This window comes from Aminobacter anthyllidis (genome assembly GCF_018555685.1).
Lineage (GTDB): Bacteria > Pseudomonadota > Alphaproteobacteria > Rhizobiales > Rhizobiaceae > Aminobacter > Aminobacter anthyllidis.
In genome coordinates this window covers 499954-516387 of the sequence record NZ_JAFLWW010000001.1, presented here as the reverse complement: position 1 = coordinate 516387, position 16434 = coordinate 499954, and the positions used below count along the sequence as shown (strand labels likewise).

Annotated in this window: 16 protein-coding genes; 8 read left to right on the top strand and 8 right to left on the bottom strand. The window is 63.0% G+C overall.

Annotated features, from left to right (window positions below; genetic code table 11):
• Positions 1-77: 77 nt before the first annotated feature.
• A complete protein-coding gene (gene cckA / locus J1C56_RS02830) occupies positions 78-2678 on the bottom strand; it encodes a cell cycle histidine kinase CckA (RefSeq protein ID WP_214385802.1) in 2601 nt (866 codons plus the stop codon).
• A 209-nt stretch (positions 2679-2887) separates the two neighbouring features.
• On the opposite strand from cckA, the gene J1C56_RS02825 reads away from it, so the two are divergent.
• The gene (locus tag J1C56_RS02825; RefSeq protein WP_214385800.1) at positions 2888-3622 is read left to right on the top strand and encodes a flagellar biosynthetic protein FliO; all 735 of its coding nucleotides are present in this window, start codon (positions 2888-2890) and stop codon (positions 3620-3622) included.
• Between the two features lie 74 nt (positions 3623-3696).
• Here J1C56_RS02825 and dksA read toward each other — a convergent pair whose 3' ends face one another.
• Positions 3697-4113, bottom strand: a complete 417-nt coding sequence (dksA, locus tag J1C56_RS02820) for an RNA polymerase-binding protein DksA (RefSeq protein WP_067961780.1) — start codon at positions 4111-4113, stop codon at positions 3697-3699.
• Positions 4114-4356: 243 nt separating this feature from the next.
• Here dksA and J1C56_RS02815 point away from each other — a divergent pair, with 243 nt between their 5' ends.
• From J1C56_RS02815 to J1C56_RS02800, 4 genes are all read left to right on the top strand, one after another.
• Positions 4357-4860, top strand: coding sequence for a SixA phosphatase family protein (locus tag J1C56_RS02815; RefSeq protein ID WP_214385798.1), 504 nt, complete (start codon positions 4357-4359; stop codon positions 4858-4860).
• Positions 4861-4927: 67 nt separating this feature from the next.
• Positions 4928-6400, top strand: coding sequence for a YcjX family GTP-binding protein (locus J1C56_RS02810; protein ID WP_214385796.1), 1473 nt, complete (start codon positions 4928-4930; stop codon positions 6398-6400).
• On the top strand, positions 6397-7476 hold the full coding sequence (locus J1C56_RS02805; RefSeq protein ID WP_214385794.1) for a YcjF family protein: 1080 nt from the start codon (positions 6397-6399) through the stop codon (positions 7474-7476). The genes J1C56_RS02810 and J1C56_RS02805 overlap by 4 nt, the downstream gene beginning before the upstream one ends.
• Positions 7477-7548: 72 nt before the next feature.
• Positions 7549-8103 (top strand): hypothetical protein, encoded by a 555-nt coding sequence (locus J1C56_RS02800; protein ID WP_214385792.1) that lies wholly within the window; start codon positions 7549-7551, stop codon positions 8101-8103.
• 67 nt (positions 8104-8170) lie between these two features.
• Here J1C56_RS02800 and J1C56_RS02795 read toward each other — a convergent pair whose 3' ends face one another.
• On the bottom strand, positions 8171-8437 hold the full coding sequence (locus J1C56_RS02795) for a hypothetical protein (RefSeq protein WP_214385790.1): 267 nt from the start codon (positions 8435-8437) through the stop codon (positions 8171-8173).
• Between the two features lie 264 nt (positions 8438-8701).
• Here J1C56_RS02795 and J1C56_RS02790 point away from each other — a divergent pair, with 264 nt between their 5' ends.
• Both J1C56_RS02790 and J1C56_RS02785 read left to right on the top strand, forming a co-directional pair.
• Positions 8702-10564 carry a monovalent cation:proton antiporter-2 (CPA2) family protein gene (locus tag J1C56_RS02790; protein WP_214385788.1) on the top strand — a complete coding sequence of 621 codons (1863 nt, stop codon included), beginning with the start codon at positions 8702-8704 and terminating at the stop codon, positions 10562-10564.
• A gap of 2 nt (positions 10565-10566) precedes the next feature.
• Positions 10567-11112: a DUF924 family protein gene (locus J1C56_RS02785; protein WP_214385786.1), complete on the top strand. Its 546-nt coding sequence runs from the start codon at positions 10567-10569 to the stop codon at positions 11110-11112.
• 27 nt (positions 11113-11139) lie between these two features.
• On the opposite strand, the gene J1C56_RS02780 is transcribed toward J1C56_RS02785, so the two are convergent.
• A complete protein-coding gene (locus tag J1C56_RS02780; RefSeq protein ID WP_214385784.1) occupies positions 11140-11703 on the bottom strand; it encodes a GNAT family N-acetyltransferase in 564 nt (187 codons plus the stop codon).
• A 67-nt stretch (positions 11704-11770) separates the two neighbouring features.
• On the opposite strand from J1C56_RS02780, the gene J1C56_RS02775 reads away from it, so the two are divergent.
• Complete coding sequence (locus J1C56_RS02775) at positions 11771-13099, top strand: DNA polymerase IV (protein WP_214385782.1); 1329 nt, start codon at positions 11771-11773, stop codon at positions 13097-13099.
• Between the two features lie 27 nt (positions 13100-13126).
• On the opposite strand, the gene J1C56_RS02770 is transcribed toward J1C56_RS02775, so the two are convergent.
• From J1C56_RS02770 to J1C56_RS02755, 4 genes are all read right to left on the bottom strand, one after another.
• Complete coding sequence (locus J1C56_RS02770) at positions 13127-13435, bottom strand: hypothetical protein (protein WP_246591082.1); 309 nt, start codon at positions 13433-13435, stop codon at positions 13127-13129.
• Positions 13436-13477: 42 nt separating this feature from the next.
• A complete protein-coding gene (locus tag J1C56_RS02765; protein WP_246591080.1) occupies positions 13478-14104 on the bottom strand; it encodes a L,D-transpeptidase in 627 nt (208 codons plus the stop codon).
• An 85-nt stretch (positions 14105-14189) separates the two neighbouring features.
• Entirely contained in the window at positions 14190-15143 is a 954-nt protein-coding gene (locus tag J1C56_RS02760) for an ABC transporter substrate-binding protein (RefSeq protein WP_214385778.1), read from the bottom strand.
• A 104-nt stretch (positions 15144-15247) separates the two neighbouring features.
• On the bottom strand, positions 15248-16426 hold the full coding sequence (locus tag J1C56_RS02755) for an acetylserotonin O-methyltransferase (protein ID WP_246591077.1): 1179 nt from the start codon (positions 16424-16426) through the stop codon (positions 15248-15250).
• Positions 16427-16434: the final 8 nt, after the last annotated feature.

Sequence of the window (16434 nt, the reverse complement as noted above, 5' to 3'; positions counted from 1 at the left end):
GTATGATGGCACGATCGCCACATACGGGAAAGCTAATAGAAGTTCGGGCAGAACTGAAACTGGCTAGAGCACAACGCCTAACCCTCAAGCACCTCTTTGACGACCGTCGCCAGTTGCTTGAGCGAGAACGGCTTGGGCAGGAAACCGAACTGGGCATCGGCCGGGAGGTTCTTGGCAAAGGCATCTTCGGCATAGCCGGAAACGAAGACGAACTTGATGTCGGGCTGGCGCTTGCGCAATTCACCCAGAAGCGTTGGCCCATCCATCTCGGGCATCACGACGTCCGACACGACGATGTCGATCTGGCCCTTGAGCTCGTCGAATATCTCGAGCGCCTCGACGCCGGACGACGCCTCGTGAACGGTGTAGCCACGCGAGGTCAGCGCCCTCACCCCGCCCATGCGCACCGCATCCTCGTCCTCGACCAGAAGTACGGTGGCTGAACCGGAAAGGTCTTTGGCGGCGTTGTTCTGTGCTGCTTCCGACTGCTTGGCGGCCGCAGCTGCTGCAGCCTCGGCGCCGGACTTCGCTTCTTCCGCCGGCACTGCCTTGGCAACGTGGCGCGGCAGGAAGATGCGGAACACGGTTCCCTTGCCGACTTCGGAGTCGCAGTAGATGAAACCGCCGGTCTGCTTGATGATGCCGTAGACCATCGACAGGCCCAGTCCGGTGCCCTTGCCGACTTCCTTGGTGGTGAAGAACGGCTCGAAGATCTTCTTCAGAACCTCGGGCGCAATGCCGCTGCCGGTGTCCTCGACCTCGACCACGACATAGTCGGCCGGCACCAGCTCGCGATAGCCATAGGCCTTGCACTCCTCGACAGGCACGTTCTTGGTGCGGATCATCAGGTCGCCACCGTCAGGCATCGCATCACGCGCATTGACGGCGAGATTGACCACCACCTGTTCGAACTGGCCGATATCGGCACGGACCGGCCAGAGATCGCGGCCATGGTCGATCTTGAGCTTGATGCTGTTGCCGACAAGGCGCGCCACGAGCGTGCGCAGATCGGCGAGCACGTCGGTGAGGCTCAGCACCTCGGGACGAAGTGTCTGCTTGCGCGAGAACGCCAGCAACTGCCTGACCAGCGAAGCGGCACGGTTGGCGTTCTGCTTGATGTTCATGATGTCGGGGAAGGACGGATCCGACGGACGATGATTGGTCAGCAACAGGTCCGACGCCATGATGATGGCGGTCAAGACGTTGTTGAAGTCATGCGCGATGCCACCGGCAAGCTGCCCCACCGCCTGCATCTTCTGGCTCTGCGCCATCTGGTTCTCGAGCGCTTTCTGCTCGGTGGTCTCGACCGCATAGACGATCGCCGACTCTTCGGCGCCCTCGGCATCCGAACCGTCGGCCACCGCATTGACGTAGAAGCGCATATGGCGCTCCTCGTTGTCGGGCATCACGGTGTCGATGGGAGCGATGTCAGCCTGGCGCTGATGCGCTTTTTCGAGCGCTGCGGCGAATGCCGCGCGATCGCGGTCGTGGATGACGGTGTCGAGCCGGACCTTGCGGTCGACAGCATCCCGGTCGACGACCGACGAAAACAGCGACAGGAACGGCGCGTTGGTGCGTAGGATGCGGCCATTGTGATCGACGCCGGCAATCGCCATCGGCGTCGAATTGAAGAAGCGCGTGAAGCGCACCTCCGAGGCACGCAATTGGCCCGATGAATCCTCGCCCTGGGTCCGGTTCAGCACGATGGTGCGTGTCGGCCCATTGACGCCTTCGCGGCTCGCCGAGACGCGATGCATGAAGCGAACCGGCAAGGCCTCGCCTGCAATTGTCGCGAGGTCGAGATCGATCACTGCGTTGCGTGTGGTTCCCGGATCGGCCTTGACCGAGCGGACGAGCGCCATGCCGTCGCCGGCGACGACCTCATCGAGCGTGATGGCGCCAGGCGTGAAGCTTGCCAGGTCGATACCGAGCCATTCGGCCAGCGTCGCGTTGACATAGGTGATGCGGCCATCCTGATCGGCGGAGAAGAACCCCGCCGGGGCATGGTCGAGGTGATCGATGGCCTGCTGCAGGTCGAGGAAGAAACGTTCCTGCTCGGCTCTCTCAGGAGAAATGTCGGCAAGTTGCCAGGCATTCAGCGGTTGGCGCTGGCTGGGCACGTTGAAGGCGCGTGCCCGCACGCGGTACCAGCGCGCGCCAGGCGCAGCACCCGGGCGAATGGATTGCGCAAGGCGGAACTCGCCGTCATTGGCCTCGCCGTCGCGCAGACCGGACGCCAGTTGCGAGATCGTTGCCGATGCTTCGGGCACATCCGACAACAGGCCCTCGACCGTCTTGAGGTCAGAGGCGGTTGTCGCGCCGGTCATGTCGGCATAGGCGCGGTTGGCGTAGACGACCCGGCCCTTGGCGTCGGTAAGGACCAGGCCTTGCGACATCGAGTCGACAAAGGCCTTGGAAAGGCCATCGGCAGGCGAGCGAGGTGAAATCTGAATGAAGCCGATGGCGGTGGCGAAGAGATAACCGACGCCGATCATCGCAAGCACGCCAAGCATGCCCATCAGGAATGGATCGCCGAGGCGTTCGCGGAAGATGCCGAAGACAATCGCCGCGCCAGTCAGCACGACGATGAAAATGATCAGCCGGGTGATGGCATCGGGGCGCGCCGCCTGATCCACGATCGGAACCGGATAGAAGTCGTTGCGCGTTTCCTTGGCCATGCCCCTGTGAGTCTCTCCGGCTCCCTCGTACGGAAGCGGTTGAATCACATTCTCCTTACCGGGAAAAGGCCTAGCCACAAAAAGGCGGTGCAAGCCCGGGGCAAGATCATGCGCTTAGCGTCAATCGTGCCTGTAATGCACGAATGGCAACTTGCCGTGCGCGACAGCTAAGAGTTAGTGTCGCCCGGGCGCGGCGACGGGGGTAAGACATGTTCGAATGGCTGGATAGCGTAGCAGGACCAGGATATGCGGCCGCAGTGCTGTGGACCTTTGCTGCACTTGTGCTGCTGGTTATCGTGCTCGTCATCGTCAAGCTGGTCCGAAGCCTGACCTTCGGCACCTTCGTTGCCGGCGGCAGGAACAGGAAGACGCGCCTTGCCGTGATGGATGCGACCGCCATCGACAGCCAGAGGCGACTTGTCCTGGTGCGCCGTGACGACATCGAGCATCTGCTGCTGATCGGCGGCCCGACCGACGTGGTGGTCGAAACGGACATCCGAATGACCGCACCGCGTCGCCCGGCACTGACCGGCACCGAAGGGACACAGCAAGCCCCCCAGGCGCCTCGTCCACAGGCCACAGCACAGCAGGTTGCTCCCCGCCCCGCAGCGCAAGCGCCTGCCAGGCCGCAACAGCAGCCAGCACCCGCGCCAATCCAGCCGCGGCCGGTGCCGCCCAAGATGCCGGTTGCCTCGCCGCCGCTGGTCACGGCGAGCCCAGATCCCAAGACCTACGTCGCGCCGACCTACTCCGCCCCGGTACGAGCGGCACCCGCTCCCACCGCGGCACCATCTCCCCGCGACCTCATCGACGACACGTTGATGAGAGAGCTAGAGGTTTCGCTGGACGACAAACCGCAAGCCAAATCGGCCAAAGTCGCCGATCCATCCCTCGATGATGAAATGGCGAAGCTGCTTGGCGAGCTTACCAGCCACAAGCGGTAAGCACCCGGCAGTCCAAAATGCGCACAAGAAAAAGGCGGCCGGAGCCGCCTTTTTCGTTTGCTGCTATTCCGCGATCAGTCGTCTCGATAGACTTTCTCGCGGCGCTCGTGACGCTCCTGAGCCTCAATCGACAGCGTGGCGATTGGACGTGCGTCCAGTCGCTTCAGCGAAATCGGCTCTCCGGTCTCCTCGCAATAGCCATATGTACCCTCGTCAATCCTCTGCAGCGCCGAGTCGATCTTTGAGATCAACTTGCGTTGACGGTCGCGCGCCCTGAGTTCAATGGCACGGTCCGTCTCGGATGATGCACGATCGGCAAGATCCGGATGGTTGGCGTTTTCCTGCTGGAGTATTTCGAGGGTTTCGCGAGCTTCGCGGAGGATGTCATTCTTCCAGGCAACCAACTTAGCTCTGAAGTAAGACTTCTGCCGCTCATTCATGAACGGCTCCTCATCGGAGGGCACGTAGCCAAGAGTAACGGTATCGTTCATTCGACTCACCCGACAACCCCGTTTTGGCGCCTGTATATTCGCGGGCCAAGCCCCACACAAGCGTATTCATCGAAAAGTTTGCGTCGCCCCCCACGTCGTGATTCGGACGTGGCAAGAGCGCAACTCTCTGCCTAAGAAACGCACAACATCATCGTCAGGTTGCAAGGTGAGTGTCGCTTGGCTACATCCTGATATGACAGTTGGCGCAGGCTCGTCGCGAGATTGAGCTTCCAGGAGCAACATTTGGGCACGCTCTACCTTCTCCGACACGCCAAGGCCGGCTGGGCGCTGCCCGGTGTCAGGGATTTCGACCGTCCGCTCGACGCCACTGGTATCGCGGACGCGGAAGCAACCGGCACCGCGATGCGCGCAAATGGTTATGTGCCGGAACTCACGCTTTGCTCCAATGCCCGGCGAGCCCGCGAAACCCTGGAAGGCCTGGCCGGCCATGCCGACACCGGCCGCGTCGTCTTCACCGACGATCTCTACAGCGCCGACGCCGCCGGCTACTTCGACAAGATCCGCGAGAATGGCCGGCATGGTTCGATCCTGGTCATCGGCCACAATCCGATGATGGAGGATCTCGCCATGGCCGTTTCAGGCGACGGCGACCAGGCGGCGCTGCATACGCTGCAGACCGGGTTTCCGACCTCGGGCCTGGCCGTCATCCGCTTCGAAGGCGAACTTTCCGGCGCCGAACTCGGCCATGGCTATCTCGAGGCGTTTCTCACGCCGGCCGATCTTTGAAGTCAGCCGCCATTTCAAATCCCTGAAACGGCACCTATATCCGGCGCGACCGCATGGGGATCGACGATTGGCGTCTCTGACCACCTTCACCGACGAGGCGCGCATTGCGCTCGACACGTTCTCCGGCCGCGCCGCGGGACTTTTCTCGCCTTCGCTGCGGCTGGGGGTGACCGGGCTGTCGCGGGCCGGCAAGACCGTATTCATCACGTCCTTCGTGCACAATCTGATCCATGGTGGCAGGCTGCCGCTGTTCGAGGCACAGAAATCGGGACGCATCTCGCGCGCCTTTCTCGAGGAACAGCCCGATGACGCCGTGCCGCGCTTCCAGTACGAGGACCATGTCGCCGCGCTCGTCGACCAGCGCATCTGGCCGGATTCCACCCGCGCCATTTCCGAACTCCGGCTGACAATAGAATTCGAGTCAGCTTCGGGCTGGAACCGTATGTTTTCAGCGGGAAAACTGTCGGTCGACCTCGTCGATTACCCCGGCGAGTGGCTGCTCGACCTGCCATTGCTCGGCAAGAGCTATGACGACTTCTCCAGGGAGGCTTTCGAACTCGCGCGCCTGCCGGTTCGTGCCGACCTGTCCGAAGCCTGGCGCGAGCTTGCTGCCACCGTGAAGCCTGAAGCGGACGCCGACGAGATGACGGCGCGGCGGCTTTTCGAGAGCTTCGCTGCCTATCTCAAGGCCTGCAAGGACGACGAGCGCGCGCTGTCGACGCTGCCGCCCGGGCGCTTCCTGATGCCCGGCGACCTTGAAGGCTCGCCGGCGCTGACATTCGCGCCGCTTGCCGGGCTCGCGCAACGCGCTCGGCCAGGCTCGCTGCATGCGATGATGGAGCGGCGCTACGAAGCCTACAAGACGCATGTGGTGAAGCCGTTCTTCCGCGAACATATCGCAAGGCTCGACCGGCAGATCGTGCTGATCGACGCGATGCAGGCGCTCAACGCCGGTCCCGGCGCCATTGCCGACCTTGAACGCGCGGTGACCGAAATCCTCGCCTGCTTCCGCCCAGGCCGGGGCAATCTCCTGACCGACCTGTTTTCGCGACGCATCGACCGCATCCTGGTCGCCGCGACCAAGGCCGATCATCTGCACCATGAGAGCCACGACCGGCTGCAGTCGATCGTGCGGCGGCTGACCGACCGCGCCGTTGCGCGGGCCAATCTCTCCGGCGCCGAGGTCGACGTGCTGGCACTTGCCGCCGTCCGCGCTACCCGCGAAGGCACCGTCAAGCAGGGTCGCGAAACGCTGCCGGTGATCATCGGAACGCCGATCGAAGGCGAGACCATCGGCAAGGAACGTTTCGACGGCAGCATTGAAACTGCCATATTTCCCGGCGACTTACCGGAAAAGGCGGATGTCGTCTTTCAGGATTTCGGCACCAATCACCGCCAGGATGCGAACGACCCGACGATCCGCTTCGTCCGCTTTCGCCCGCCCAGGCTGGAGCGTACGGCTGAAGGCGTGACGTTGTCGTTGCCGCATATCCGGCTCGACCGCGCGCTGCAGTTCCTCATCGGAGATCACCTCGCATGAGCGCTCCCCGAAAGCCCGCCGCATTTCGCATCGAAGCGGAAGCTGCCACACCGGACGTGACGCCCGCCAAGACGTCACGAGTAGAGCAACGTAAGCCACGCGCGTTGGCAACCGATGCAGTCATTGTCATGCCCGCCGAGTTCGACGTCTTCGACGAGGCCGACATCGCCGCCGCCGAACCACCCCCGGCAACCGCACCCACGCGCAAATCCCGCATCGGCGCGATCTTCCTCGCCGCGTTCGGCGTCTTGATCTCACTTGGTGTCGGGCTCTGGACCGACAAGCTGATCCGCGACCTGTTCACGCGTGCCGACTGGCTCGGCTGGCTGGCAGTGGGTGCTGCCGGCATCGCCGCGCTCGCGCTAGTCGTCATCCTCACGCGCGAACTTCTTGCGGTATTCCGGCTCGCCTCGGTCGAGCGCCTGCGCAACCGCGCGACGGACGCCATCGAGCGCAACGATCCGGGCACAGCGCGCCATGTCGTCGACGAATTGTCGAGCCTGCTGGCGTCGAAGCCTGAAACGGCCGCTGGCCGGCGTGCCTTGGCCGATCTGCGCAGCGACGTGATCGATGGCGCCGATCTCGTTCGGCTTGCCGAAACCGAGATCCTGACGCCACTGGACGCACAGGCGAAGATTCTGATCCTCGACGCCGCCAAACGGGTGTCGCTGGTGACGGCCGTCAGCCCGCGCGCGCTTGTCGACATCGCCTATGTCGTGTTCGAAGCCGGCCGCCTGATCCGGCGGCTATCCGAACTCTATGGCGGCCGTCCCGGCACGCTCGGCTTCTTCCGGCTTGCCCGCTCGGCCCTTGCCCATCTCGCCGTCACAGGTTCGATCGCCGTCGGCGACAGTTTTGTCCAGCAGCTTGTCGGCCATGGCCTTGCCGCCAGAGTGTCGGCCAAGCTCGGCGAAGGCGTTGTCAACGGCATGATGACGGCCCGCATCGGCATCGCCGCGATGGAGACGGCGCGGCCCCTGCCCTTTGCTGCGGTCAAGCGTCCAGGCATGGGCGATTTCCTTGCTGCGCTCACCACATTTGCAACCAAAGACAAGGGCTCCGAAAAGGCCAAATAGACGAAGCATTAACCATTCTTGGTCATGGTCCTTGCAGCTAATTGTTCCAGTTTCCTGCTGTCGGGTGTGCCCATGAAGCGCTTCTTGTTGTCCGCTGTCCTGCCTGCCGTGGCCGTGGTGCTGCCTTCCGTCGCGCATGCGGATACGGTCAAGGCACCCGAGCGTGACAAGAAGTTCTTCAAGACAGTCGAAGGCGAATGGGTCGGCCCCGGCGAGATCGTCGCCGGAAAATACAAGGGCACCAAGTTCACCTGCAATTTCACCGGCTCGACGCCCGACGGCAAGGTCGGCATGTCGCTCGACGGCGGATGCCGCGTCGGGGTATTCACCCAGAAGATGTCTGCCACCATCGAACAGAAGGGACGCAGCGGCTATCGCGGCAAGTTCCTGGACGGTTCCGAAGGCAAGGGCCTCGACATCATCTCCGGCAGCGTCGTCGACGGCCGCAAGGTCATCCTGTCGCTCAACCGCAACCAGCTCAACGGCGTCATGCAGGCACGCATGCCCGACGACAATCTGATGCATGTCACCGTCTCGGTACGTGTCGACAAGCAGCTGGTGCCGGTCATTGGCATGAAGCTGTCGCGTGTCGATGGCACGGCGGTCGGCGCCATCGCCAAGAACTGATTCTTCATCTCCACAAAGAAAAAGGGCGGCACTTTTGGTGCCGCCCTTTCCGTTTCAGCCTGAAGAATCAGCCCTTGATAGCCGTCAGCAGATCGTCATAGGCCTTGCAGGCCTCTTCCGAAGTCGTTGCACCGGTGTACTTCGATGCGACTTCCTGCACCTTGGCGGACAGCTCGGCAGCCTTGGCCGGATCCTTGGTGATGGCTTCCTGAAGCGCGGTCGCTACTTCCTGACCCTTCTTGGTCATAACTTCGGCGGTGCATTCCGGCGCCTTCGAGCAAGCCGAAAGACCAAGTGCGGCAACGCCGAGCACTGCGAACAGAATATTTCTCATGTCAGTCTCTCCTCGTAGCCGGCAAAAAACGCCGGCGGCAGTTCGACCCCACGGTGGTCGAAACCACGCCCGCCTTATCGTCTAGCCATGTCACACGCAATGGCAGGTTGTGAGGCCAGAGCCATGGCATCCCGATTCGGCGACAATGTTGTGGCAAGATAATTCGATGGGCAGGCCGGACTGTTCGGCAGCGCTCGAAGCACCTATCTTGGCACTTTCCCACCAAGCGGCCGTCCGCCGCACAAGCAAGGATCGACAAGGCGCATGGCAGCAGAGACAGCGGGTGTCGATCTGGTTCCAGTGGTGGCATTGCTCGCCGCGGGCGTCGTTGCGGTTCCCATTTTCAAGCGTCTCGGCCTCGGCTCTATCCTCGGCTATCTCAGTGCCGGCGTGGTCATCGGCCCGTTCGGCATCGGCATCTTCTCGGAATCGGAAACCATCCTGCATGTCGCCGAGCTCGGCGTGGTGATGTTCCTGTTCATCATCGGCCTTGAGATGCAGCCGTCGCGGCTGTGGGGGCTGCGGCGCGAAATCTTCGGCCTTGGCGCACTCCAGGTCGGCGTCTGCGCGCTGTTGTTGACGATGGTCGGACTGGCAGGAGGCTTTCTGGTTTCGCAATCCTTTGTCGCCGGTGCAGGCTTTGTGCTGACCTCGACGGCGATCGTCATGCAACTGCTTGACGAGCGCGGCGAGATGTCGACGCCCAAGGGCCAGCGCATGGTTTCGATCCTGCTGCTCGAAGATATCGCCATCGTGCCCTTGCTGGCGCTGGTGGCTTTCCTGGCCCCGGTCGCCGCCACCGACGCGGGCACCGGCTGGGCGGGGCGACTGACCGACATCGGCATCGGCATCGCATCGATTACCGGCCTGGTCATCGCCGGCCGCTACCTGCTCAACCCTTTGTTTCGCGTCCTTGCCGATTCTCGAGCCCGCGAGGTGATGACCGCCGCGGCACTGCTGGTCGTTCTGGGCGCGGCGCTCGCCATGCAGCTCGGCGGCCTCTCCATGGCGATGGGGGCATTCCTCGCCGGCGTGCTGCTGTCCGAATCGACCTTCCGCCATCAGCTCGAAGCGGACGTCGAGCCTTTCCGCGGCATCCTGCTCGGCATGTTCTTCATAGCGGTCGGCATGTCGCTCGACCTGACGGTCGTCCTGGCCAACTGGCAGATGATCGCCCTCTACGTCGTCGTCTACATGCTGATGAAGGGCATCGGCATCTATGGCGTCGCCCGCTTCCTGAAGTCCGGGCATCGCGAAGCCTTGGAACGCGCGGTGATCATGGCGCAAGGCGGCGAATTCGCCTTCGTGCTGTATTCCTCGGCCCTTGCCGTCGGCATCATCGACGGCGAGGCCAACGCGATCCTGACCGCCATCATCATCATCTCGATGGTGCTGACCCCATTGGCGATCATGGTGTTGCGTCGCTTTACGCCCCAGGTCGAACAGTCGCTCGAAGACGTTGATGTCGCAGCAGAACTCAGCGGCAGCGTGCTGGTCATCGGCTTCGGCCGGTTCGGACAGATCGCCAGCCAGCCCCTGCTTTTGCGCGGCATCGACGTTTCGATCATCGACAACGATGTCGAGATGATCCAGGCCGCCGCCGATTTCGGCTTCAAGATCTATTATGGCGACGGCACCCGCCTCGACATCCTGCATGCGGCCGGTGCGGGGCGTGCGCGCGCCGTGCTGATCTGCGTCGACAAGGCGGACGTGGCCGTCCGCATCGCCGAGCACATGCGGGCCGAGTTCCCGCTGGTGCAGGTGCTGGCGCGTGCCTATGACCGCGGCACCGCGATCCAGCTCATCCGCGCCGGCGTCGATTACCAGCTGCGAGAGACGTTCGAATCCGCGCTGCTATTCGGTGGCTCGACCCTGGAAAAGCTGGGCGAGGATCCCGACGACGTCGTCGAAGTCATCGAGGAAGTCCGCCGTCGCGATGCCGCGCGCCTGGAAATGCAGTTCGCCGGCGATATCCAGTCCGGTAGCGACTACCTCCAGGGCAACGTTCCCAATCCGGTGCCGACGCCGCTGACGCCCCCGCGCCGCACCGCCAAGGCCCTCAATGAGGAAGCGGCGGACGTGATCGCGAAGAAGACTACTCCTGCGGAACAGATCGAGAGGAATTGACAATGGTGGACAGGCAGCGTGCAACCGAAGTTGTCGCCTATTGGCGCGAGGCCGGCCCGGACAGCTGGTTCCGCAAGGACGAGATGTTCGATGATGGCTTCCGCAGCCGCTTCGGCGACCTGCACATGGCAGCTGCGAAGCGCCAGTGCGACGCCTGGGTAAACGACGCCGAAGGCGCGCTCGCGCTGATGATCCTGCTCGACCAGTTCCCGCGCAACTGCTTCCGCGGCAGCGGCCACATGTATGCCACAGATCCCCTCGCCCGCCATTTCGCGCGCCAGGCCGTGGCCAGCGGCCACGATCTCGCCACCGAAGGGCCGATCAGAGTGTTCTTCTACCTGCCGTTTTCACATTCCGAGACGCTGGCCGACCACGACATCCCGCTCGAACGCTCGACAGCGCTTGGCGGCGACTACCTCAAGCACGCCATCGGCCATCGCGACATCGTCGCCCGCTTCGGCCGCTTTCCACACCGCAACCTCATCCTCGGCCGCGAATCGACCGAACAGGAGCTGGCGTTTCTCGAAGCCGGCGGTTTCTCCGGCTAGCGCAGCGGTCTCTGGAGCAGCAAGGCCTCAAAGCTCGAGGCGCATCAGCGGTCGGCCAGGCTTGCGTTCGGCCGCGCGCGCGAACCCTGTTTTTTCGAACACCCGCGTCGAGCCGACGAACAGGCTGACCGGATTCTTGCCGTTCGATTGGTCGATCGGGCAGGCTTCAAGCACACGCGCACCCGACTGACGCGCGAATGCGATTCCCGCATCGACAAGCTGGTGTGTCAGTCCCTTGCCCCGCGCCTTGCTCCGGATGAAGAAGCACGAAATCGCCCAGACGGCAGGATCACTGGCATCACCCGAATCGAGCGGCGCCGAGCCCCTGCCCGCATTGTTGAATTCGGCCACGTCGGCGCGTGGGCCGATCTGCATCCAGCCAATCGCCTGGCCATCTGCGAAGGCAAGCAGGCCCGGCGGCGGCCCTGCCGCGATTCGCGCCTTGATGTGATCCTTGTTGCTCTCCCGCCTGATCGCCGGCGGCAGCCTGAAATAGGTGCACCAGCAGCCGTAGCAGGCGCCTTGCTTGCCGAACAAATCCTCGAAATGCGGCCATAGATCCGGCGTCAGCGGCGAAATGGCATCAGTCATGGCATGGCTCCGTGGCGCAGCCTTGTCCCGACGGGGCAGCTGACATAAAATCGCACTTGTTCTCTTTATGTTCGCAGCGAAGGCGATGCCTGTCAACGATCCCAGCCACGGTTTTTGCCGCGACTGCCTTGCCCTTCAGCGTGGGTCGGGACCGCGCTGCCATGCCTGCGGCAGCCCTCGCCTGTTGCGCCATCCCGAGCTCTACAAGCTGCATCTCGCCCATGTCGACTGCGATGCCTTTTATGCGGCAGTCGAAAAGCGCGACAATCCTGAGCTGAAGGACAAGCCGGTCATCATCGGCGGCGGCAAGCGCGGCGTGGTCTCGACCTGCTGCTACATCGCCCGCATCCATGGCGTGCGCTCGGCGATGCCGATGTTCAAGGCGCTGGAAGCCTGTCCCGAGGCGGTCGTGATCAGCCCCGACATGGAAAAATATGTCCGCGTCGGCCGCGAGGTGCGCTCGATGATGCAGGCGCTGACGCCGCTGGTCGAGCCGCTGTCGATCGACGAGGCCTTTCTCGACCTCGACGGCACCGAGCGATTGCACGGGCTGCCGCCGGCACTGGTACTCGCCCGCTTCGCAGCCACTGTCGAAAAAGACATCGGCATCACCGTCTCCGCCGGCCTGTCTTATTGCAAGTTCCTCGCCAAGGTTGCCTCAGACTTCCGCAAGCCGCGCGGCTTTTCCGTCATCGGCGAGGCAGAGGCGGTCGGTTTCCTGGCACAGCAGCCGGTGACGATGATCTGGGGCGTGGGCAAGGCCTTTGCCGCGACGCTCGAAAGCGACGGAATCCGCAGCATCGGCCAGTTGCAGCGCATGGACCGCGGCGACCTGATGCGGCGCTACGGCACGATGGGCAGCCGGCTCTACCACCTGTCGCGCGGCCAGGACGACCGCCAGGTTTCGCCCGACCAGGAAGCCAAGAGCGTGTCGGCGGAAACCACCTTCGACAGCGACCTCGCCTCATCGGCAGAACTCGTGCCGGTGTTGCGGGCGCTGTCGGAAAAGGTTTCGGCGCGGTTGAAGAAAGCGAACATCGCCGGACGAACCGTCGTGCTCAAGCTCAAGACCCAGGACTTCAAGATCAGGACACGCAACCGCCAGCTTGCCGATCCGACCCGCCTTGCCGACCGTATCTTCCAGACCGGCATGCAGCTTTTGTCGAAAGAAACCGACGGCACCAAATACCGCCTGCTCGGCATCGGCGTCAGCGACCTGTCGGACGACGAGCGCGCCGACCCGCCAGATCTCGTCGACGTCCAGTCACGCAAGCGCGCCCTAGCCGAAGGCGCCATCGACCTTCTTCGTGGCAAGTTCGGCAAGAAGGCCGTCGAAACCGGCTACACCTTCGGCAAGGGTCGCAACGCCAATCCACCGGAGCCGCTGGACGATTAGCTTCCGACGTGACGATTCAGCCCGTTTTCACGCCGCCTTCTGAACCGAGGTCACGTTGCCCATGTTGTCGACAACGCACGTGTAGCGTTGGCCAGATGCGTTGAGGTCGACCTGGTACCTGGTCGCGTCCAGCTGCGACGAGCCGACCGGCAGCACCTTGTTGGCATCGACGCCGGCGGATGTTGCCGCCGCGCTGGCACAGGTCAGCTGCAGGTCGGCGGGCGCGGTCTGCATGGTGGTCCGCGCCATGTTCTGTGGTTCGGGGGCGGTCGAGGAACAGCCGGCAACCGCAAGGCCGGTGAGCAAGCCCATTTCGGCAAGAAAAGCTGTTCGCATGATTTTCCCCTCGTTGCGTTTGTTGTTCTTGGGCAGCGACGCTCATACCCCCTTGTAGAGCGCAGCCCCCTGCATCAGCACCACGACCTTGGCGCCAACCTGGACCTGCGAATGCAGGTCGACGATGTCGTCATTGTTCATCCGTATGCAGCCCGATGACACGTCGAGGCCGATCGTCCACGGTTCAGGCGTGCCATGGATGCGATAGATCGTGTCCTGGTCGCCCTGGTAGAGATAAAGCGCACGCGCGCCGAGGGGATTGTCGGGACCGCCGGGCATGCCGCCAGCAAATTTGGCGGCGTTGGGATCGCGTGCCACCATCTCGGCCGGCGGCGTCCAGGTCGGCCATTCCGCCATGCGCCCGACACGCACGATGCCAGCCCAGCCAAAACCGTCGCGGCCGACGCCGATGCCGTAGCGCACGGCCTTGAGCCCGGGCAAGACGAGATAGAGGAAGTGCTGGTTACCGTCGATGATGATGGTTCCAGGCTTTTCAGCGGTGCGGAACGTCACGATCTGGCGGCGGAACGCGTCTGGCACCTGGCCGTGGGCGGCATAATACTGGCGCGCCTTCTTGCGATCGTAGTTGATCCATTTATGCGTCTTGGGATCGAAGATCTGCGTTGTCGAGCCGGTCTGCGCCAGTGCCGCTCCGAGCCCCGCAGCCATGAAAAGGAACGCAACCCAACCGAGCCGTCTGCGTGGACGCGCCGTCCCTGCCATGCGCACTACCCCTCTCTAGCCCTCGTGGGCATCACTTCATCCAAGCCTTCACGCGATCTTCGTGGCTCGCCACCCATTGCTCCGCAAACGTCGCCGGATCCTGCCTTTCGACCTCAAGCGCGTAGCTCATGGCCGTTACTTCGTCGGCACTGAAATCGATGTTGTCGAGAAATTTGGCCACTTGCGGCAGACGCTTGGACAAGGAGGTTGCATAAGCGACGCTGAAACTCGACGGTTTCCAGGCGACGGGCGCATCAGACTTCGACAGCCACATCGGATCGTCCGCCGGCAAGACCACGTTCCACTTTGCACCGTCGAAGGCCGGCTCGCTCAGCTGCTTGATCCGATGCAGTTCGAACACGTGATGCGGGCTGTAGCAGTAAAAGACGATCGGCTTGTCGGTTGCCACTGCGGCATCCACCGCCGACATGCCGACTTCCTCCGGCATTTCGAGCAGCGTCATCGTTGCGGCATAACCGTAGCTCTTGGCGCGAATGCGCTCGATGTCGGTGGACGACCAGCCCTGGGCGCCGATCCAGATCTCGCCCTTGCCATCGCCGTCGGTGTCAAACGCCTTGGTCTTGGCCGGGTCCTTCAGGTCGGCGACGTCGTGAATGCCATAGTCGTCATAGGTCTTTTGGGTGACGCACAGCCCTTGCGTCGCCGATACGCTGCGTGGGCTCAGGTGAACGGTGCCGCGCTCGGTCACGTATTTCTGGACAACCGAGTCGAGATTCGGCCGCCAGACTTCGGGGTGGACATCGACCTTGCCTGAATCCAGGCCGGTGAAGGCGATCAAGGTCCCCATTTCCTCGACCTCGACATCGATCTTGAGTGATTTCTCGAGCGCGACCTTGATGATGTTGGCCGATGCCTGGCCGGATGGCCAATTGGGCATGGCCACAACCAGATCGGCGGCATGTGCCTGGAGGATACCTCCGAAAAGCACAGCCGTAACGCAGACACCTCGCAACATGGCCTTCATATTGACCGCCAGCCTCGCTTCCGCTGAGGGCAGGATTTATTCTTATCGATGCCAAGTCAAGCCAAGCCGCGTACTGCCGTCCAGGCTCGAAATATTTGCAGGCGTCAGGTCGGCTCGCCTTCTATGATACTGATGCGCGGGCCGGCATCGATCACTCTTGTCAACCTGAAGCCAGATGCGGCGAAGAGCTTGGCGAACTCATCTTTGGTCCTTTCCTGCCCGCCGGGCACCGCCAGCATGTTGAGATCGGCGAACTTGGCGCGTGCGCCCTCGTTGGGCGGCGCCAAAACCGCCTCGAGCACGACCAACGTGCCGTCAGGCCTGATGGCGCGGCGGCAGCTTTTCAGCACGGCAATCGAGCGCTCGTCATCCCAGTCGTGCAATATCCATTTCATCACATGCGCGTCGGCACCATCTGGCAGCGCGGCGAAGAAGTCTCCGCCGACCACACGGCAGCGATCGGCCACAGACGCTGCCTGGAGCACGGCCCCCGCTCCTTCGACAACCAGCGGCTGGTCGAACAGGATGCCGCGCTGTGACGGATTGCGAGCCAGGATCGCCGCCAAAAGCGCCCCTTGGCCGCCTCCGACATCCATCACGACGTCGAACCTGCCAAAGTCATAGGCGGCAAGCACCGCCGCGGCCACCACAGGCACGAAGGACGACATTGCCCGATCGAAGATCAACGACTCCTCGGGATGGTCGAGGCGATACTGCCAGACACCCGTCCCGTGGGCATGGGCAAACGCATTCTCTCCCGTGCGCACGCTGTGGAGCAGTTCGCCCCAGGCGTCGCGGTAATAGGCGCGTCCAACCATCCGGGCCCAAGGAGCGACGGAATGCTCGGCATCGGAGCGCAGGCCGGCACCGAGCGCGGTGAGTGAAAATTGGCGCGCCTCACCTTCATGCAGCACACCGACCGAGGCCAGGGCGCGCAACAACCGGTAAAGCGATTGCGGATGTGCGTCGGCCGCCAGAGCAAGCTCGTCGCTCGAGCGCGCACCGTCCGCGAGGTGGTCGGCTATGCCAAGCGTTGTGGCCACGCAGATTGCCTGGGACACCTGGTACCCATTCACCATCTGCATGAGGTCTGCGACGGCGGCTTTCTCGTCCATGACGATGCCCTGATTGGCGCGCGAGCAAACTCTAAAGTACCAGCAGGGGTTGCTGGCGACAACGTACCGCCATTCGAGTCGAGAAAAATCTTTGACGTGTCGATTCCACTGTTCTCCACTCGTCGTGTTGGCAGATCGAAGGTCAGGCAGTGGTTGCCGGCCTCGCAATCTGGGAG